The organism is Winogradskyella sp. SM1960 (assembly GCF_020179375.1).
Classification (GTDB): Bacteria; Bacteroidota; Bacteroidia; order Flavobacteriales; family Flavobacteriaceae; genus Winogradskyella; species Winogradskyella marina.
Genome location: NZ_JAICBG010000001.1, coordinates 119,207 through 138,755 on the forward strand (window position 1 = coordinate 119,207; position 19,549 = coordinate 138,755).

The following is a 19,549-nucleotide window of genomic DNA, read 5'->3' on the forward strand; positions in this document are numbered from 1 at the left end:
TATGAACACCGTACTAGAAGCAAAACACATCAATAAATACTTTAAAAATCCAGTATTGTTTCATGTTTTAAAAGACATCAACTTTAAGGTTAAAAAAGGGGAATTTGCATCCATTATGGGGAAATCGGGTTGTGGAAAATCGACATTACTTTATATTCTTTCTACTATGGATACCGATTACGAAGGCGAATTATATTTAGATAACAACCTTATAACCGGAAGCGACAATAAGCATTTGTCTTACATGCGAAATAAACACATTGGCTTTGTATTTCAGTTTCATTATTTACTGTCCGAATTTACAATTTTAGAAAACGTGATGCTTCCCGCTAAAAAATTAGGTGAAAAATCGCTTCAAGAAATTGAATACGATGCCATGGAAAAATTAAAAATGTTGAATATTGATCATTTGGCAAAAAAACGAGCGTCTCGTGTTTCGGGAGGTGAAAAACAACGTGTTGCTATCGCACGAGCTTTAATAAATAATCCCTCAATTATAATGGGCGATGAACCTACAGGAAACTTGGACAGCCATAATGCCGAAAATGTATTTAATATTTTTAAACAGTTAAGCGACGAAGAAGATTTGTCACTACTCATAGTGACCCATGATGAAGATTTTGCGAATAAAACCGATCGAATTATTCAAATGGAAGATGGTAAAATAATAGCATAACGCATCCTTAAGTACTGATATTTATCATGTTATATCATTCGTGTTATAGTTACCTTTAGTTTGTATTCGTAAAATGCTAACATCATGAAAACATTACAAACCATAGAAAATCAAATTATAAGACTGACGACGAGTATTGAAGTCAATTATCCCGAATTATACAAAACCTTAGATGAGAGTCCTATAACGATTCCCTCATCATCGCATCCAGATATGACCGTAAGTATTATGGAAGATTATCTAGAAACACTGAAGCAGATGTTAAAGCAATATACCAAAACTCATCTTAAACAATAGTTTTAAACGAAGTGATTTATACAAATTATAAACCAATTTTAATGATAGACATAAATGCATTAAACGAATGGATTGATGCGAATCCTTTTCTCATTAGTAGTCTTAAATTTATATTCATACTTGTTATAGTTTTGGTTACTATTCAGTTGGTAAGACGCTATTTGAAACGAAAAATATCAGATACTGTAATACGGTATAAAGCACAAAAAGGCATAGAGATTGTCGGTTATGTGCTTTTAGTTTTTTTAGCCATAGTCTATTTTTCGGGATCTATTAAAGACTTCACTATTATCATTGGTTTATTTACCGCAGGACTAGCGTTTACCTTACAAGAACTGATTCTTAGTATTGCGGGTTCTATTTATATTTTTTTAGTAAAAGTATATAAACCTGGAGATCGTATTGAGATTAATGGTATCAAAGGAGATGTGATTGATGTTGATAGTATTTATACCACCATGATGGAAATTGGCCAATGGGTAAGTAGTGATAATTACAGTGGACGTATTGTAAAACTGAGCAATGCCTTTGTCTTTAAAGGCCCTATTTATAATTACTCTCAAGATTTCCCATTTATTTGGGACGAATTTAATTTACCTATTCGTTATGGTTCGGATATTGATTTAGCAAAATCGATAATCATTTCAATAGCATCGGAAACCCTATCTGAATACACGGCCAACTCAAAAGCACAATGGAATGAAGTGGTCAACAAATTCTATATTGAAGATGCACAAGTAGATCCCACTTTAGCCATATCATTAACTGATAATTGGATTCAATTCAATTTGAGATATATTGTAGATATTAAAAAACGAAGATCTATAAAGCATATATTGAATGATAAAATCCGCTTAGAAATAGAAAAAACAAACGGAAAAATTGTTTTAGCATCGACCACAATTGAATTAATTAAAATTCCTGATATAAACATAAAGCGCGATGCAGATGTGACATAATAGCACCACCATTTTAAGATGAAACTTTAATCTAACAGGCAATTATTTAATTTATAAAAGCGCTGATTTTTATTATAACTTCATGATTATTAGCGGTAAAATTGATTTTAGGTTTATTAATTTTGAATTCAAATCATATATTTGTTAATGGAACAAAAACATCTAGAAACTCACCAACACTATAATTTTTTGGGTAAAAAGACAGAGCTCTATTTTGCTGTGCTCTGTGGTCTTTTTCTAATGTTAGGGTTTTTAACAGCACATTTCACCGACGCATCATCTATCTGGTCGCTATTGGGTTATGTAATATCTTATTTTTTTGGAGGCTTTTTTATTTCAATTGAAGCATCCAAAAAATTACCTAATGGAGAATTTGATATTGATTTTTTAATGATTGCTGCTGCAGTAGGTGCTGCCTACATCGGAAGTTGGGCAGAAGGTGCGCTACTGCTGTTTCTCTTTAGCTTAGGTCATGCTTTAGAACATTACGCTTTAAATAAAGCTAAAAAATCAATTGAAGCTTTAGGTAATCTGACACCAAAAACAGCGCTCATTAAACGCAATGGAAAATTACAAGAGGTACTTATTGAATCCTTGAAAATAAACGATATCATCGTTGTAAAGCCAAACTCAAAGATTGCTGCAGATGGTGTGATTATAAGCGGTAGTAGTAGCATTAACCAAGCACCAATTACAGGTGAAAGCATCCCAATTGATAAATCATGTATAGCTAATACGGATTATTTGCCAGAGTTTAAACACATAGACAAGAGTCATATTGTGTTTGCAGGTACTATAAATGGAGATAGTAGCCTTGATGTTTTGGTACTAAAACTCAGTGAAGATTCTACAGTTTCACGCTTAGTTAAAATGGTTAGTGAGGTAGAAACTCAAAAATCACCAACGCAACGACTAACTAAAAAATTTGAAAAATGGTATGTGCCAATAGTTATAATTCTAGTGGTTTTATTGTGTTTTGCATTCCTAATTATTGATGAAAGTTTTGATACTAGCTTATACAGAGCCATAACCGTTTTAGTTGCTGCTAGTCCGTGCGCATTAGCTATTTCAACACCTAGTGCTGTATTGAGCGGCATTGCTAGAGCGGCTCAAAAAGGGGTGCTTATTAAAGGAGGACGAGCTTTAGAAGATTTGGGCGAAATCACTACCATAGCCTTCGATAAAACAGGGACATTAACAGAAGGCAAACCAAAACTCACCAATATAATTCCATTTAACGGTTTTGATTTCGAACCATTAGCACAACTCGTTTTAGAAGTTGAAAGTCTGAGCAATCATCCTCTTGCTAAAGCCATTTCGAATGATATAAAACAAAAGTACCATTTAGAATCTCAGAATACAGCATCCAATGTTAATGCTATTCAAGGTAAAGGAATTCAGGCAACTTATAATAATACAATTGTCTTAATTGGTAATGTAAAACTGATGGAAGACTCAGGCATAAAAGTCGATATTGCTATTAATTCTAAAATGCAGGAACTTCTAAGCCATGGTCAAACCGTAATGTTAGTTGCTTTAAAAGACAAAATTGTTGGTGTCATTAGTGTTATGGATCTACCGCGAAAAACAGCGGCTTCTACACTAAAGCGTTTACTTAAAATGGGCATAAAACACATGGTAATGCTCACTGGAGATCATCAAAATGTAGGAGATGCTATTGCCAAACAAATTGGGCTGACTCAAGCTAAAGGGAATTTACTACCAGAAGATAAAGTTGCAGCTATAAAAGAATTAATAATTAGAGATAAAAAAATAGCCATGGTTGGTGATGGAGTTAATGACGCACCTGCCATGGCATTAAGTACGGTAAGTGTTGCCATGGGAGCGGCCGGAAGCGATGTTGCTCTTGAAACCGCAGACGTTGCACTGATGTCTGATAAAATTGAAAACTTACCGTTCGTTATTGGACTAAGCCGCGCATCTAAACGTATTATTACACAAAACATTTTTATTAGTCTAGGAGTTGTTATTGTCTTAGTGCCTGTAACCATTTTAGGGCTCACAAATATTGGAATAGCAGTGGCCTTTCATGAAGGTTCTACTATCGTAGTTGTTTTAAATGCCTTACGATTATTGCGTTATAAAATAGATTAAAGTTGCATACCATCGTTATAAAATGATATTTCTCATTTTATAAGCCTTGGCATTGTATTAGTTTTACGTAAAGAGAGATAAGGATGCTAACTTTTAAAAATTTTAATATTGCAGATTGGTTTTCGTTTTATAGAATTTTGGCGTCCCCTTTTTTATTATTCCTAATTTGGTTTGACCAACGTTTGGTATTTACATGGTTCTTACTAATCAGTTATGCTACAGATGCCATAGACGGTTATTTAGCACGGAAACTAAAAATTACAAGTCCTAGAGGCTCGCAACTCGACTCATTTGGCGACCAAATGACATTTATTATTGGTTTAGTAGGATTGTATTGCTTTGAGAGTGCATTTATTAAATCGAATATTGTTTTAATAAGTATAGCATTCGTGCCTTATGTAATTCAAATGCTGATTGCCTATTTTAAATATGGAAAAGCTACCGCGTTTCATACGTATTTGGCAAAGCTTTCTGCTATAATTCAAAGCATCTTTATATTATACTCTTTATTTTTCTCTCCTAATGATGTGCTATTTTACATGATGATAGTAATAGGTTTATTAGAAACATGCGAAGAAATTACACTCATTTTTATGTATGACAAATGGACATCAGATATAAAGGGAATTTATTGGGCTATAAGAGATAATAGACGAATGAAAAAAAAATCTAGTGATTTATAGTATATATAAACTGACTAAAATCATAGGTCACAAAGCTCATTTTAAATAACTTAGTTGAACATACTTATAATTTCATAAGCAATCTAAATTAATTTAGAAGTACTATAATTTAGGTTTTTATTAAAGTGGTTACATTGACTTGTAACATGTATACCTATTAAACTTAAAAATTTAATCAAATGAAATATTCTTACATTCTAATCCTCATCCTATTATTTTCAAATTGCAAAAATGATCAACGTGATGAGAATTATACTAATCCAGAGGTGATTGATGATGCCCAACCAACTATTGAGGACACCATACAATTCAAAGATGCGGATATCAAACCATTAGACAAATCCTTAAAAATTGAATTAAAACAAAAACAACTAGTTGAGAAGAAAGATGAAAGTGAAGAACTTGAAATACTAATCATCGATAAAAATTATCTGGTAGAAAAGGAAGATTATACAATAAACTTTAAATATCCAGTGCTCAATGAGTCTTTTAATTTAACAAACAAAAACTTCAACGATTTTATTAACGACTACTATGTTAACATCACAAAAACTGAACAAGAAATTCTAGCAAGTCGATTATTGTGCGATAGTATTGAAGCAAAAACCTTTAGAGAGGAGCGTTTTATCGATTATAAGATTTATAATGTTAATGATCAACTCATAAGCGTGCTATTTTACAAAGAAAATTTTTATTCGGGAGCCATGCATCCAAGTTATTCTTTTGATGGGTTTAATTATGATTTACTCAACGGAGTATTTATGACCTATAACAACTTTTTCAATCAAGATTCAGAAGAAGAATTAGTAGAAATTCTAAACGAAAACATAAATAAACAAATAGGAAAAGGTGAACTATACTATGAATGCTGGGAGATATCTCTAGATGATTTCATGGCGCGTAAAAACAACTTTGTACTCAACGACAATTATGTTGAATTTTACTTTGATGATTGTGTAATCTGCCCATCATATACAGGCACCTACTCTATTGAACTTCCATTAGTAGATCTACTTTCAGTATTAAAAAAATATGATACAAACCCAATAGATTTTTAAAGGTATATAACTGATTGTTATGTAAAATTGCCTTGGGCACGTTCAATAAGAATCAAGATCAAAAATTGTGTTTAAGCAAAGATAGTAGAATCAATAAAAAAAGCCTTGCAAAAAAATTGCAAGGCTTTTGCGGAGAATGAGGGATTCGAACCCCCGGAGGTGTGACCCTCAACAGTTTTCAAGACTGCCGCATTCGACCACTCTGCCAATTCTCCTTTAGCGGGTGCAAATATAAAACCCTTTTTGTTCTAGACAAACATTTCTTAGTAGTTTTTTTTATAAATATTTTAATTCATTGATTTGCAAGCTATAATTTGCCACTTTTTATTGAGGCATTGTATTTTCGGCACAATAGATGATAATCTTTTATTGAAATTTTTAAAGTAATTCGAATACTTTCTGATTAAATCATCAAATTTGTAAAAAATAATAGAGCTATGAAAAAATCACTTATAATCTTAGGACTCATTGCAGCAATAGTTGCCGTTAGCTTATCAGCATCACATAGGTCAAATTTAGCCTTGATTCCTATAATCATAGCATTTATAAGCGGCTTGGCATTAGTTATTCTTTCAAAAAAAGAACAAGCCAAAATAAAACCTATTCAGTATATATTCCTATTAGTTATCGTTTCTTTAGGATTAACGATATATAAAGGTGTTTTTAAAACCATAGAAAAAGAAACCATTGAACAAGTGGATCAATTAGAAGAAAATACACAAGACCTGCCAGAAGAGTTATAAATTGACAACAATTTTTAAAAATTCTAACAGATTGTAAGAAAAGTTTAATTCTATTTGTTTTATTTTTGCGTAAATCAATTAGTTACATGAAATTATTTTTTGCTTCTGTATTGCTTTTTGTTGGATCTTGTGCCACAATAAGACATAGTGAGAAAATTAACAACCTTAAAAATAGTATAGCTTTTAAGGATAAAACTATTGTCAACACGTATTTAAACACCATTAATTCTGAAGATTTAAAAGCACATATTGTTGAAGTCGCTTCAGACAAATATAATGGTAGAATGACTGGTGAAGAAGGTCATAATTTAGTTTGTGATTATATAAGAGAACAGTATAAAAGCTACAACATAAGTGCACCAGAATCGCATGCAAATTACTACCAAGTAGTCCCTAAAGAGAATCTACCCAATAACCTCAATGAATCACAAAATATTATAGCGTTTATTGAAGGCTCTGAGTTTCCAGATGAATATGTTTACATCACGGCACATTCAGACCACGAAGGTGTAAAAAATGGTCAAATTTATAATGGAGCAGACGACAATGGCTCTGGTACTGCAGCTGTTTTAGAAATAGCAGAAGCGTTTATACAAGCGACTAAAGCTGGTAATGGTCCAAAACGAAGCGTAGTCTTTTTACATGTTACCGCTGAAGAAGTCGGCTTATATGGTTCTAGATACTATACGGACAACCCAATATTTCCAATGGAAAACACAGTAGCAACACTAAATATAGATATGATTGGGCGTGTTGATGACAGACATAAAGACAATGAAAATTATATCTATGTTATTGGCTCAGACAAAATGAGTTCCGAACTTTATTACATTGCAGAACAAGCCAATACTACCTTTACAAATCTTAATCTCGATTATAAATATAATGAAGATAGAGAGCCGAATCGCTATTATTATCGCTCAGATCATTATAATTTTGCATTAAAAGGTGTTCCTGTCATTTTCTTTTTTAATGGTGAACACGAAGACTACACAAAACCAACAGATACTGAAGATAAAATTAACTATCCCTTATTAAAAAAACGTACCAAATTAATATTTGCAACAGCTTGGTACCTGGCAAACTCTGAAACACGACTTAAGAAAGAAATTCTTTGATGTTAAAATCTGTTAAAAGACACTAGACCTCGCTTATAGCCTATTCTAATTTCGTAAATTTAGAGCTAAATATATTTGAAGGTGTGTTTTAAAATAGGTCCTCCTTCTATTCACTTTAATTATCCAATTTCTTTCTTTACATGAAAAAATTATTACTCTTAGGTGTTGCTTTTGCAATAGTAACTGGTTGTGGCACATCTTCAAAAAGCGGTGTAAACACATCACAAATACCCCAACCTAAAAACATTGACCCAACAGAATATGCAGCAACAATTACATCTGCAGAATTAAAAACCATGCTATATAAGTATGCTTCTGATGAATTTGAAGGTAGAGATACCGGGGAAAAAGGGCAAAAAATGGCCGTAGAATACTTGAAGCAAAAGTATGTTGATATGGAAATCCCTTCACCATTAGGTGGCGACGACTATTTTCAAGAAGTTCCTTTAGAAAAACAAAGGGTTGCTGAGGCTAAATTTTCAGTGAACGGAAAATCATTTAAAAGTTTTGAAGATCATATTGTTTTAACAGCGACTAATAATGTAAATACATCAATAGACCATATCGTTTATGTTGGTTATGGTATTGATGATGAGAACTATTCAGATTATCAAAATATTGATGTCACTGGAAAATTTGTACTTGCAAAATCTGGCGAACCTAAAGATACCGATGGTAATTTTATAACTTCTGGGACATCAGAAGCTACAAAATGGACTAATGGGCGTCGATCAATATCTAGTAAAAGAGACGCTGCTGTAGCTAATGGAGCACAAGGCATCATATTTATGAATGACAATTTATTTTCTAGATATTCGGCGTTTTATCAACGTCAGGCTGCATCTGGAACAGCAGGTCGCTTATCACTAAAAAGCAATGACAACGGAATAATAATGCTAATGATCAATGAAGCTTTAGGTAAAGCCTTACACGCTTCTATTTCTGAAGATTCAACACCAAAACAAATCGAAACTAATATCAATTTAGAAATTGAAAACAAATCTGAATCTATTACTTCAGAAAATGTTGTAGCCTATATTAAAGGCTCTGAAAAACCAGATGAAATTGTAGTACTATCTGCACATCTAGATCATGAAGGTGTAAAGAATGGTGAAATTTACAATGGAGCTGATGATGATGGTTCTGGTACAGTTGCAATATTAGAGATTGCTCAGGCATTTAAAGCGGCGGAAAAAGCTGGTCACGGCCCAAAGCGTTCTATTTTATTTTTACACGTTACTGCAGAAGAAAAAGGTCTTTTAGGATCTAGACATTATACTGATAATGATCCTATTTTTCCATTAGAAAATACCGTCGCCAACTTAAATATTGATATGATTGGACGTGTAGACCCAGAACGTACTATTGGAACAAGAAATTATATCTATCTTATTGGTAGTGATAAACTAAGTACCGACTTGCATAACATTTCTGAAGAAGCCAATAAAAATTACACAAACATAGAGTTAGATTATAAGTTTAATGCAGATAATGATCCAAATCGTTTTTATTACAGATCGGATCATTACAATTTTGCAAAAAATAATATTCCAGTTATATTTTATTTTAATGGTACCCATGACGATTACCACAAGCCTACCGATACACCAGATAAAATTGAATACGACTTATTAGAAAACAGAGCACGTCTCGTTTTTTACACTGCTTGGGAGGTTGCCAACAGAGATCAACGCCTTGTTGTAGATAAAGCTACTGAATAATTAAAAATTTCTAAAATCAAAAAAAAGGTCTTTCGTTAACTTGAAAGGCCTTTTTTAGTTTTATGGGCTTAAACAAAAAAGTTCCCCTTTTCAGAGAAGCATTGTCTTTTGGGTGGAAGACCGGGTTCACTTCGACTGCGCTCAGCATAAACTTCTCACCCTAATTCTTCTTATAAAATAGCATATACAAAAAAAGCTCCTCTTTTCAGAGAAGCTTTGTCTTTTGGGTGGAAGACCGGGTTCGAACCGGCGACTTTCGGTACCACAAACCGACGCTCTAACCAGCTGAGCTACAACCACCATTTTAAATTGGATTGCAAAGATAATTTATTTGTTATTTCTTGCAAACAGTTTTTGTATTTATTTTAAATCAAATAATGAATCTACAGCCACAAAACGCTCAACTGTATAACCCTCAGCATGTTCTACTCCAATTAGTCGTCCTAAATTTCGTGCTCTATATTCTACACTATCTGTAAAATTCTTGCTAGAAATCGGAGTTTCAGGCTCTTGACTATTCGGATCAAAAAACTGTGTTTTATACGCTAAAACAGATTCGACCTTCTTTTCCATAAAACCAGTGACGTCAACCACAACATCTGGCTGAATATCTTTCCACTGAATATAGTGATAAACTACTTTTGGCCTCCAAGGTTCTTGTGGTTGTTCTTCATCGCTATAAAAGGTCTCAATCTTTTTTAAACCACTTAAAAAACAAGCGTCACTTACTAATTGACTTCCTTTTGGGTGATCAATATGTCTATCATCAATAGCATTACAAATGATTATTTCTGGTTGGTAATAACGAATCATCTTTATAATATCAAGTTGATGTGTTTTATCGTTCACAAAAAAGCCATCAGCAAATCGCATATTAATTCTAGAATGCACACCTAATATTTTAGCAGCATTAAAAGCCTCCTCATCACGTGTGTCTGCGGTTCCTCTTGTTCCTAATTCTCCCCTAGTTAAATCTATAATTCCTACTTTCTTCCCTTTAGAAACTTCTTTTGCTAAGGTTGCTCCACAACTCAATTCCACATCATCAGGATGCGCACCAATTGCTAATATGTCTAATTTCATACGTCTTTTGTTTTTTCTAAGTATCAAAAATATTAAAAAGAAGACAGAAAATCAGTTTCTTTTTAATGCGCAAACGGTTTCGATTGAAAAAAACATCAATTTTCTCAAAAATCAGTAGTCAAAATTGAAATATTAGCAATACTTACAAAGTATGACTTTCGTCATAAATAAAGCCTGTAATTGATTCTACCTTTACATTGTTATTAAAAGATAATGTCCTTATGACCTTAATGTTAGCCATTTTAATTATCACTATTTCCTTATTCATTTGGGGAAAATTCACACCAGATATTATCGCACTTATTTCCATGTTAAGCTTGTTTGTTTTTGGAATTTTAGACTTAACAGAAACCTTAAGTGGATTTAGCAATCCAACGGTAATTATGATTGCTGCCTTATTTATTATCGGAGAAGGATTATCTCAAACTGGGTGGACAGCTTTAGCTGGTGAAAAATTCATAAAATTAGCAGGTAAAAGTAAAGTAAAACTCTTGTTAATAACCACTTTTGGATCTGGTTTACTTTCTGGGGTAGTTAGCAATACTGGTACTGTAGCTACATTAATGCCAGTAACAATAGCTTCAGCATGGAGCATTGGAACTTTACCCTCTAAGTTATTGATGCCTGTAGCTTTTGGTTCTAATACAGGTGGTTTACTAACCTTAACGGGGACACCTCCAAATATTATTGTAAACAACACCATGTTAGAAAGTGGTTTAGAAGGATTTTCTTTCTTCGAATTTGGATTAATAGGTCTACCGCTATTATTGTTAACACTACTCTATTTTAAATATATAGGTTACAGACTTTTACCGAATAATAAAACCAATAACAAACCTGTTGATATCAGCTCAACACTTCACCAATGGATTGAAGCCTACAAAGTAGATGGTGACTATTACAGACTGAGAGTTAGATCTGTATCTCCTTTATTAAACACAAAATTAGGAGACTGGAATTTTGAAAAAAATCACGCCGTAACCATTCTACGCATTAAGCGAAGACATCCTAGTATTTTAAAAGGTAATGAGCCTTTTATAGAGCTGCCAACAGACGATACAGAATTCTTATACCACGATATTATTACTGTTAAAGGAGATACCGAAGCAATAAACACTTTAATGATTAGATTCAGATTAGGTTTATTACCTCTAAATTCTATTAAAGATGAAATGCGCCATAACTTAATTAACCAAGAGGTTGGTATGTCTGAAGTTTTAGTAACTCCAAAGTCTGCACTGATTGGTAAAAATGTAAAATCAGGTCATTTCTTTGAACGTTATAACGTGCAACTTATGGCTGCTTCACGAAACGGAAAACCTATACTAGAGCGAGAGACTACTGTAAAAGCAGGTGATGCGTTTTTAATTAGAGGACAATGGAGTGCTATTGAAGAATTAAAAACCCAATATGAAAATTTGGTGATTTGTGGTAGCCCAGAAGGAATGGCGAAAACAGTGACTAACCTTACATTCAAATCATATATCGCATTAGCAGCACTATTACTAATGATTGTTTTGTTGGTTTTTAAAATTGTACCTGGCGCTGTTGCAGCTTTACTTTCTGCAGGTATTATAATGATAACAGGCTGTGTTCCTATGGTAAAAGCCTATAAAGGAATCAGTTGGATAAGTGTCATAATGATTGCAGCTATGATACCAATGGGAGTCGCGTTACAAAAAACAGGAACTGCAGCATGGATTGCCAATGGCTTAGTTGCATCTTTAGGAAGCTTACACCCTGTTGTGTTGCTAGGAGGTGTGTTTTTACTGACAACTACTTTTAGTCAGGTGATTAATAACTCAGCAACCGCAGTATTAATGGCACCAATTGTAATTATTGCTGCAAATACACTTAGTATATCTGCTGCACCATTTATGATTGTTGTGGCTATTAGTGCTTCAACCGCATTTTTAACACCAGTAGGTACAACTACAAATGCAATGGTAATGACCGCTGGTAATTATAAGTTTATGGATTATTTAAAAGTAGGCGCACCACTGCTTCTACTCTTCTTAATAACATCATTAATACTTGTCCCAATAATTTGGCCTTTTTAAAACAAATGTGTAACGAAAATAATTATATCATGGAAACTCTATTAAACAATACAACTATGAAAACAAGAGACCTCAACAAGTATGGATTAAAAGATACCAATGCGCATTGGAATCTTTCACCAGAAAAATTACAAGCCATTACGATTGAAAAAGGTATGGGAAAAGAAACAGCTAACGGAACTTTAGCTATAAATACTGGTAAATTTACTGGGCGTTCCCCTCAAGATAGATTTATCGTTAAAGATGAATACACAGAAAATAAAGTTTGGTGGGGAAAAACAAACAAAGCAATTTCTCAAGATAATTTTGATAAACTACAATCTGAGATTACTAATTACCTAAGCGGAAAAGAAATCTATGTTAGAGATGCTTACGTATGTGCAGACCCAGAATATAAAACAAATGTAAGAACCGTAACAGAATATCCTTGGTCTAACATGTTTACTTATAATATGTTTTTAAGATTAGAGGAATCTGAATTAGAAAATTTTGAAGAAGACTGGTTAGTACTATGTGCTCCTGGTTATGAAGCGCCAAACCCAAAAGATTTTGGTTTACGTCAAGGAAACTTCTCTATCTTAAACTTTAGTAAGAAGATCGCTTTAGTTGGTGGTTCTGCTTATACAGGTGAAATTAAAAAAGGGATTTTCTCTTCACTAAACTTTATTCTTCCTGTTGAAAAAGATGTGTTACCAATGCACTGTTCTGCTAATGTTGGCGAAGATGGTGATACTGCTATTTTCTTCGGATTATCTGGGACAGGAAAAACAACCTTATCCGCAGATCCTAATCGTAAATTAATTGGTGATGATGAACATGGCTGGACCTCAGAAAACAATATCTTTAATTTTGAAGGTGGTTGCTACGCAAAAGTTATAGACTTATCTGAAGAAAAAGAACCAGACATTTTTAGAGCTGTTAAACCTGGTGCCATCTTAGAAAATGTCGTTTTTAAAGACAACGGTGAAGTTGATTATATGGATAGTAGTATTACACAAAACACGCGTGTAAGTTACCCTATTTATCATATTGATAATATTCAAAAACCATCGTTTGCAGGTAACCCAACAAATATATTCTTCTTAACTGCTGATGCATTTGGTGTATTACCTCCTGTGTCTAAATTAACACCAGGACAAGCTGCATACCACTTTATTTCTGGTTATACAGCTAAAGTCGCAGGTACTGAAGCCGGAATTACAGAACCTGTTCCTTCGTTCTCTGCGTGTTTTGGCGAACCATTTATGCCGTTACACCCAACAGTATATGCTGAGATGTTAAGTAAAAAAATGCAAGATGCTGGTGTCAACGTTTGGTTAATAAACACAGGCTGGAGCGCAGGACCTTACGGAGTTGGTTCTCGTATAAAATTAAAATATACAAGAGCTATGATTACAGCTATTCTTGAAGGAAAATTAGATAATGTAGAATTTGAGCAACATCCAATTTTTGGATTATTTATGCCAAAAACATGTCCTAATGTCCCTGATGACATTTTAGACCCAATGAACACTTGGGAAAATAAAGGACAATATGTAAGCAAGTCAATTCAACTAGCACACTCTTTCCATTTGAATTTTGAAAAATTTGCTAGTGAAGCGTCTCAACAAATCATAGCAGGTGGGCCGTTAATTGATGAACACCATCAATTAAACGACCATATTTAATAGTTTCCATGACTAAAAAGAGCCTAGAAATAGGCTCTTTTGTTTTATTCATTCTATTATGAAAAATGTACTATACACAGTATTTATTTTTATGCTTTTTCAAAGTGTATTATTAGCGCAGAAAAATTCTGAAGACTACTTTGGAGCCTGGTATACACTTGGCATAAATCATAGATTTACAGAACAATTTAGTTTAACTCCTTATGCTGAATTAAGACTGTACAAACCTACATCTAATTACAATTTAACCTTTGCGAGTTTAAATGGAAACTATCACTTTAAAAAAAATCAAACAATTACCGTTGCTTATGCGTATTTAGACATTGATAGTGTTTTTGATATTGACAACGTACCCAATACTATTGAGCATCGAATTTTAGAACAGTATGCCATAAAACACAACTTTAAGTCTTTAAACATTCAGCACCGATTTAGGTTTGAACAACGCTTTTTAGAAAAGACCGCTGGAAATGAACTTCAAAATCGGTTCCGTTATAGATTGAGTTTACAATATCCTATTAACAAGACTGTATATTTAGCCTTAAAAGATGAAGGGTTTATCAACTTTCAAGATCAGGTATTTCATGAAAATCGATTTTTTGTTGGATTTGGGGTTCACATCTTAAAAAACACCCAACTACATATTGATTACTTAAAACATCATATACGAAACAATAGCCTTAACAGAATTCAAATTGGGTTAAGTATAAAAACAGACTCAAGAAAACCTAAAACATCTACAGCGCAGCAATAGCTTGATCAATATCGCGTTTTAAATCCTTGGTATTTTCTATGCCTACCGAAAAACGAATCATTTGATCACTTATACCAATTTTATCACGCTCTTCTTGTGTTAATAAAGAATGTGATGTTAAATGAGGTGAGGACAGCGTACTCTCTACTCCTGCTAAACTCATCGATGATTTAATTAATTTTAATTGTTTCTGAAACTGTTCAGAGTCTAAATCGTCCGTTAATTCAAAAGATAACATAGCGCCAAAACCTTTCATTTGAGATTTCGCTAATTTATGTTCAGGATGTGATTTTAATCCAGGATAATATACTTTTGAAATCTTAGGATGCTTGTCTAACCATTTCGCAAGTTTCATGGCATTTTTAGTTTGAGCTTTTACACGTAAACCTAAAGTTTTCATGCTGCGTTCTAGCATCCAAACCGTCATATCACTTAAACTGCCACCTAGATTTTTACCTACATTCCAAATACGTTCAATATGTGCTTCTGAACTTGCTACAGCTCCTGCACATATATCGCTATGTCCACCAAAATACTTCGTAGCAGAATGCATTACCATATCGATTCCTAAATCTATCGGGTTCTGGTTAACAGAGGATGCAAAGGTATTATCTATAGAGGTCAATATATCTTTAGACTTACCTAGTTTGGCAACTGCTTTTATATCTGTAATTGTTAATTTTGGATTTGAAGGGGTTTCAATATGAATCAACTTGGTATTATCTTGAATTACAGCTTCAAAATCTTCAACCGTATACCCATTGGTAAAGGTGTATTCTATACCGTATTTTGGAAATTCTTCTTTTATAAAGTTTACCGTTCCTCCATATATCGTATTCTGAACCACCAAATGATCACCTTGTTTTAAAAACGCCAAAAACATGGTACTAATAGCTGCCATTCCTGAACCAAAAATTAAGGCGGCTTCTGTATGTTCTAGTGCGGCCACTTTCTTAGCTAAATATTCTTGATTTGGTGTGTTAAAATATCGTGGATAACGCTTTACTTCAACATCTAAAAACTCATAAGACGAACTTAAGAACATTGGTGATACTGCACCTTTAAATTGTTCGTCTTTTACTTCTCCGATATGCGCGCAAATAGTGTTTAGGCCTAATTTTTTCTTAGTCATGATATAAATTTAAAACGTAAATTTAATAAAAATGTACCCAATTAAACCAAGCTCCATAAACAAAAACTGGTTGATAAATATTCAAATCTATCAACCAGTTTTTAAAGGTTTTTAAACGAAATGTTTCAGAGTGTTACCTCTATTTTTTATAATATTTTCGATTCTTTAAATAAGAGAAAACACCTAATACTGCAATGATACCCACGGTTATTGCAATAAACTGAAAACTCAATATTTGATCACCACTAGCATAAGAGTGTAATCCTGCGAGATAGAAATTCACCCCAAAATACGTCATCAAAATACTTCCAAAGGCTATAATTGACATTAGATTATAAATCCAACGACCTCTTAAACCTGGTACCAAACGCATGTGAATTACAAAAGCATAAATCATGATACTAATAAGTGCCCACGTTTCTTTTGGATCCCAACCCCAATATCGTCCCCAACTTTCGTTGGCCCACATTCCACCAAGGAAGTTTCCTATGGTAAGCATTACTAAACCAACCGTTAATGCCATTTCGTTAATAATGGTTAGCTCTTTAATGTGAACAAGCATGCGCTCTTTGTTTTCCTTGTTTGTAAAAATCATTAGCAATAATGAAACCACTCCTAAGATCATACCTAAAGTAAATGGACCGTAACTAGCAACAATTACCGATACGTGAATCATTAACCAATAGCCTTGTAAAACAGGTTCTAGATTACCAATAGCAGGATCCATCCAGTTCCAATGTGCAATCATTAAAATCATAGATGTTACAAACGCACCTGCAGCCACTGTTAAGCTCGATGTACTAAACCTACCTGCTAAAGATTTTGTTTTTACAGAATCTGCAGCTTTTTTAGTTTGCACTTTGTTTTTAGTAACACCAACAATAAAACCAAATAACATGGTAGACCAAGCAACATAAATCATAGATTCATAAGCGTCACTCCAAGGTGCATGACCAGATAAATACCATCTCCAGATTAAACCTAAAGTATGTAGTATAAATAATAAGGCTAAAACACCTAACAAAATGTTTATCGCGTATTTAATCCAAGTACTTCTATATTTAAAAATCTGTATGATAATAAATATAAACAGTACTGTACCTGCATATAAGTACCAGCTGTATAAACGCTTAAAAATATCGTAATCGTTGTAGAGTATTTCGGCATTAATTTTTTCGTCAGTTAACATGACGTCGCTTCCAAAACGCTCTTGTGTTTTTTTAATACCATTTAATAATTCTTCTGCTTTAGTATAGTTCCCTGTTTGTTTGGCGTTGTTTAATGTCACTAAATACGCACTAAACCCATTATTAATAAAGTTACCGTAAAGGGTATCTTCAATTGTTTCTCTATAGCCTTGTTCTCTAAACTCTACTGAAGAAATCCATTTATTATTTTCATCGTTGGGAACAGGAAATATTTTAATCGATCGACCTTCTATCGCATTATACAACAAGTTGACTCTAGAATCTGCTTCTTTTACTTCTTTTTGAAAGCCATTAGGCACTTGCGTTTTATAGGCTTCTTCTAAATATGGGGCTAATTTATATCGCCCTTCAGGTGTGAAATAATCTACAAGTCGCGAATATTTCTCATCATAATCTATACCTATGATATCTCGAATAGAATCTGCTTTCCTTGGTTTTAAATAAATGATTGGCACGTTATACCAAAGCATCGGACTTTCTTGAATAGATAAAAATACCTGATCGGCATTAAAGTCTTCATACACATCACTTTTACTTAATTTACGTAGCATTTCAGAAGAAAACGTATGCATTGGCATCATACGACCACTGTAATCTTGAATCACCATTTTTGAAAATTTAGCAGCGTGCTCCTTAGGTGTAATATGAACATTTAGAATTGAATCTACTTGTGCTTTTCCTGTTTTTCGTTGGTGATTGTGACCATCATCGTCTGAATGTACTTGTGCAAAACCTGACAAACTAAAGAGTAGCAAAATCATAGTCATCATTTTTGCTTTCTTCTCTTTTAACTTAGACAATCGTTTTCGGATGTCATCGAAACGTGTATTCTTCACAAATAGAATTGCCATCATTGCTAAATACAATAATATATATCCTGCATAAGTAATATAAGTTCCCCAGAGATCATGGTTTACAGACAATACTGTGCCTTTTTCATCGGGATGAAAACTTGCCTGAAAGAATCGATACCCTTTATGATCTAACACATGATTCATATAAACACGATAATCAAAATCTCCATCTTCTTTATCGAAAACCGTTATTTTACTCTCAAAAGAAGAATACGCATTTTCTGTACCTGGATATTTATCGGCAATAAAATCATTCAGTTTAATTTCAAAAGGTAGTTTTAATACTTTAGGCCCATATTGCAATGCTATTTCTAAACCACCAACTTTGAATTCTTTCATGGCTGTATAATTGCCTGGGCCACCTATAATACCAACTTTTTGCGTGTCGCCATTTGCACTGACGCTTAAAATAAGGCCATCGGCATCATTCTTTAACAACTCTGATTTCTTTACCACTCCAAAATCACCTTGTACAATAGGTTTTGGCATAACCAATTGCATATTACCAATAACATACCTAGATCTTAAAATTAAGGGTTGTAAACTATCTTTCACCAACTTACCTGTAGCACGGGTTGCCATAGTCATATAATCTCCTTCGTATGGAGATTGAATAAACAAACCTTCATCGGTTTCGGTAATATTGATAGCACCTTCTTGATACTTATTTAAAGACACTAAAACATTGTGTAGATTGGCAACTTTTCCATCTTCTAAAAAGTGATTGTGTGGGCCACTCTCTCCAGCTTCAACAACTTTTAAATAGCGCTTTCCTGTATCGCTTGGAATAACATCTTCTTCAGCTCCTTCTATAAATTCTTCGAGCTTAATTGTAACTTCAGTGTCACCATAATCAAACGTTTTCTCGAATTCATTATCTAATCGAGGTGAAAAATCGACCTCTTCCTCAATTCTACGTTGTTGTAACTGACCATTAACGGTGTAATTACCAATGATACGCCCGCCAATGTAGGTTTTTTGCGAAAAGAATTCGCTTTCAGTTGCCCCTTCGCGTATTGGCATCATTCCCTCAAAACCAACATAACGTGTTATAAATGCTCCAAAAAGAATGAGAATAAAAGACAAATGTAAGATTAATGTGGCCCATTTCTCCTTTCTAAAAAGTCTGAATCTATAAATATTACCAATAAAATTGATAACAAAAAACACCATTATGGCTTCAAACCACCAGGCATTATAGATTAAGGTTCTGGTATATGGAGTTGGTGAGGTTTCCATATTTCTATCTAAAATAGTACCTACTGCCATGGCAACGGCAAAGGCAATAAATAAGAATGCGGTAAGTTTTGTAGAGAATAGGAAGTTAGCGATTTTCTTTTGCATAGCTATTGGCTTTTTAAGCTGTGCAAAGATATGGTTTTTTAATTATTCCTAGTTTCAGAATAGGTACTAAAACATGT

15 protein-coding genes and 2 tRNA genes are annotated in these 19,549 nt (G+C 33.4%); 12 read left to right on the forward strand and 5 right to left on the reverse strand.

Going from position 1 to position 19,549, the window contains the following annotated elements:
- The first annotated feature begins 1 nt into the window (after position 1).
- The 6 genes from K1X16_RS00540 (at position 2) to K1X16_RS00565 (ending at position 5,788) form a co-directional block, all read left to right on the forward strand.
- Positions 2-676 carry an ABC transporter ATP-binding protein gene (locus K1X16_RS00540; protein ID WP_225034642.1) on the forward strand — a complete coding sequence of 225 codons (675 nt, stop codon included), beginning with the start codon at positions 2-4 and terminating at the stop codon, positions 674-676.
- 84 nt (positions 677-760) lie between these two features.
- Entirely contained in the window at positions 761-973 is a 213-nt protein-coding gene (locus K1X16_RS00545; protein WP_225034643.1) for a hypothetical protein, read from the forward strand.
- Between the two features lie 41 nt (positions 974-1,014).
- Positions 1,015-1,932 (forward strand): mechanosensitive ion channel family protein, encoded by a 918-nt coding sequence (locus K1X16_RS00550; protein ID WP_225034644.1) that lies wholly within the window; start codon positions 1,015-1,017, stop codon positions 1,930-1,932.
- Between the two features lie 147 nt (positions 1,933-2,079).
- Positions 2,080-4,047 carry a heavy metal translocating P-type ATPase gene (locus K1X16_RS00555; RefSeq protein WP_225034645.1) on the forward strand — a complete coding sequence of 656 codons (1,968 nt, stop codon included), beginning with the start codon at positions 2,080-2,082 and terminating at the stop codon, positions 4,045-4,047.
- Between the two features lie 83 nt (positions 4,048-4,130).
- Entirely contained in the window at positions 4,131-4,730 is a 600-nt protein-coding gene (locus tag K1X16_RS00560) for a CDP-alcohol phosphatidyltransferase family protein (RefSeq protein ID WP_225034646.1), read from the forward strand.
- 179 nt (positions 4,731-4,909) lie between these two features.
- Positions 4,910-5,788: an RsiV family protein gene (locus K1X16_RS00565; protein WP_225034647.1), complete on the forward strand. Its 879-nt coding sequence runs from the start codon at positions 4,910-4,912 to the stop codon at positions 5,786-5,788.
- A gap of 130 nt (positions 5,789-5,918) precedes the next feature.
- Here K1X16_RS00565 and K1X16_RS00570 read toward each other — a convergent pair.
- Positions 5,919-6,003: transfer RNA gene (locus tag K1X16_RS00570), tRNA-Ser, on the reverse strand.
- A 222-nt stretch (positions 6,004-6,225) separates the two neighbouring features.
- On the opposite strand from K1X16_RS00570, the gene K1X16_RS00575 reads away from it, so the two are divergent.
- From K1X16_RS00575 to K1X16_RS00585, 3 genes are all read left to right on the forward strand, one after another.
- Complete coding sequence (locus K1X16_RS00575; protein WP_225034648.1) at positions 6,226-6,531, forward strand: hypothetical protein; 306 nt, start codon at positions 6,226-6,228, stop codon at positions 6,529-6,531.
- 86 nt (positions 6,532-6,617) lie between these two features.
- The gene (locus K1X16_RS00580; protein ID WP_195872155.1) at positions 6,618-7,649 is read left to right on the forward strand and encodes a M28 family metallopeptidase; all 1,032 of its coding nucleotides are present in this window, start codon (positions 6,618-6,620) and stop codon (positions 7,647-7,649) included.
- 140 nt (positions 7,650-7,789) lie between these two features.
- Complete coding sequence (locus K1X16_RS00585) at positions 7,790-9,370, forward strand: M28 family metallopeptidase (RefSeq protein ID WP_225034649.1); 1,581 nt, start codon at positions 7,790-7,792, stop codon at positions 9,368-9,370.
- Between the two features lie 225 nt (positions 9,371-9,595).
- Here K1X16_RS00585 and K1X16_RS00590 read toward each other — a convergent pair.
- A tRNA-His gene (locus K1X16_RS00590) sits at positions 9,596-9,671 on the reverse strand.
- A 59-nt stretch (positions 9,672-9,730) separates the two neighbouring features.
- Entirely contained in the window at positions 9,731-10,453 is a 723-nt protein-coding gene (bshB1, locus tag K1X16_RS00595) for a bacillithiol biosynthesis deacetylase BshB1 (RefSeq protein ID WP_195872157.1), read from the reverse strand.
- Positions 10,454-10,674: 221 nt separating this feature from the next.
- Between bshB1 and K1X16_RS00600 the strand changes: the two genes are divergently transcribed.
- From K1X16_RS00600 to K1X16_RS00610, 3 genes are read left to right on the forward strand one after another with little or no spacing between them, the layout of a single operon-like run.
- The gene (locus tag K1X16_RS00600) at positions 10,675-12,513 is read left to right on the forward strand and encodes an SLC13 family permease (RefSeq protein ID WP_195872158.1); all 1,839 of its coding nucleotides are present in this window, start codon (positions 10,675-10,677) and stop codon (positions 12,511-12,513) included.
- 56 nt (positions 12,514-12,569) lie between these two features.
- The gene (pckA, locus tag K1X16_RS00605; protein ID WP_225034650.1) at positions 12,570-14,180 is read left to right on the forward strand and encodes a phosphoenolpyruvate carboxykinase (ATP); all 1,611 of its coding nucleotides are present in this window, start codon (positions 12,570-12,572) and stop codon (positions 14,178-14,180) included.
- Positions 14,181-14,238: 58 nt separating this feature from the next.
- The gene (locus K1X16_RS00610) at positions 14,239-14,934 is read left to right on the forward strand and encodes a DUF2490 domain-containing protein (protein ID WP_225034651.1); all 696 of its coding nucleotides are present in this window, start codon (positions 14,239-14,241) and stop codon (positions 14,932-14,934) included.
- On the opposite strand, the gene K1X16_RS00615 is transcribed toward K1X16_RS00610, so the two are convergent.
- Together K1X16_RS00615 and ccsA are read right to left on the reverse strand one after the other, a co-directional pair.
- Positions 14,918-16,066: a trans-sulfuration enzyme family protein gene (locus K1X16_RS00615; RefSeq protein WP_225034652.1), complete on the reverse strand. Its 1,149-nt coding sequence runs from the start codon at positions 16,064-16,066 to the stop codon at positions 14,918-14,920. The genes K1X16_RS00610 and K1X16_RS00615 overlap by 17 nt on opposite strands.
- A gap of 139 nt (positions 16,067-16,205) precedes the next feature.
- Positions 16,206-19,472 carry a cytochrome c biogenesis protein CcsA gene (gene ccsA, locus K1X16_RS00620; RefSeq protein WP_195872162.1) on the reverse strand — a complete coding sequence of 1,089 codons (3,267 nt, stop codon included), beginning with the start codon at positions 19,470-19,472 and terminating at the stop codon, positions 16,206-16,208.
- Between the last annotated feature and the right edge of the window lie 77 nt (positions 19,473-19,549).

Coding starts and splice junctions, on each gene's coding strand:
- K1X16_RS00540 (WP_225034642.1), top strand. CDS start 2: ATGAACACCGTACTAGAAGCAAAACACATCAATAAATACTTTAAAAAT.
- K1X16_RS00545 (WP_225034643.1), top strand. CDS start 761: ATGAAAACATTACAAACCATAGAAAATCAAATTATAAGACTGACGACG.
- K1X16_RS00550 (WP_225034644.1), top strand. CDS start 1,015: ATGATAGACATAAATGCATTAAACGAATGGATTGATGCGAATCCTTTT.
- K1X16_RS00555 (WP_225034645.1), top strand. CDS start 2,080: ATGGAACAAAAACATCTAGAAACTCACCAACACTATAATTTTTTGGGT.
- K1X16_RS00560 (WP_225034646.1), top strand. CDS start 4,131: ATGCTAACTTTTAAAAATTTTAATATTGCAGATTGGTTTTCGTTTTAT.
- K1X16_RS00565 (WP_225034647.1), top strand. CDS start 4,910: ATGAAATATTCTTACATTCTAATCCTCATCCTATTATTTTCAAATTGC.
- K1X16_RS00575 (WP_225034648.1), top strand. CDS start 6,226: ATGAAAAAATCACTTATAATCTTAGGACTCATTGCAGCAATAGTTGCC.
- K1X16_RS00580 (WP_195872155.1), top strand. CDS start 6,618: ATGAAATTATTTTTTGCTTCTGTATTGCTTTTTGTTGGATCTTGTGCC.
- K1X16_RS00585 (WP_225034649.1), top strand. CDS start 7,790: ATGAAAAAATTATTACTCTTAGGTGTTGCTTTTGCAATAGTAACTGGT.
- bshB1 (WP_195872157.1), bottom strand. CDS start 10,453: ATGAAATTAGACATATTAGCAATTGGTGCGCATCCTGATGATGTGGAA.
- K1X16_RS00600 (WP_195872158.1), top strand. CDS start 10,675: ATGACCTTAATGTTAGCCATTTTAATTATCACTATTTCCTTATTCATT.
- pckA (WP_225034650.1), top strand. CDS start 12,570: ATGAAAACAAGAGACCTCAACAAGTATGGATTAAAAGATACCAATGCG.
- K1X16_RS00610 (WP_225034651.1), top strand. CDS start 14,239: ATGAAAAATGTACTATACACAGTATTTATTTTTATGCTTTTTCAAAGT.
- K1X16_RS00615 (WP_225034652.1), bottom strand. CDS start 16,066: ATGACTAAGAAAAAATTAGGCCTAAACACTATTTGCGCGCATATCGGA.
- ccsA (WP_195872162.1), bottom strand. CDS start 19,472: ATGCAAAAGAAAATCGCTAACTTCCTATTCTCTACAAAACTTACCGCA.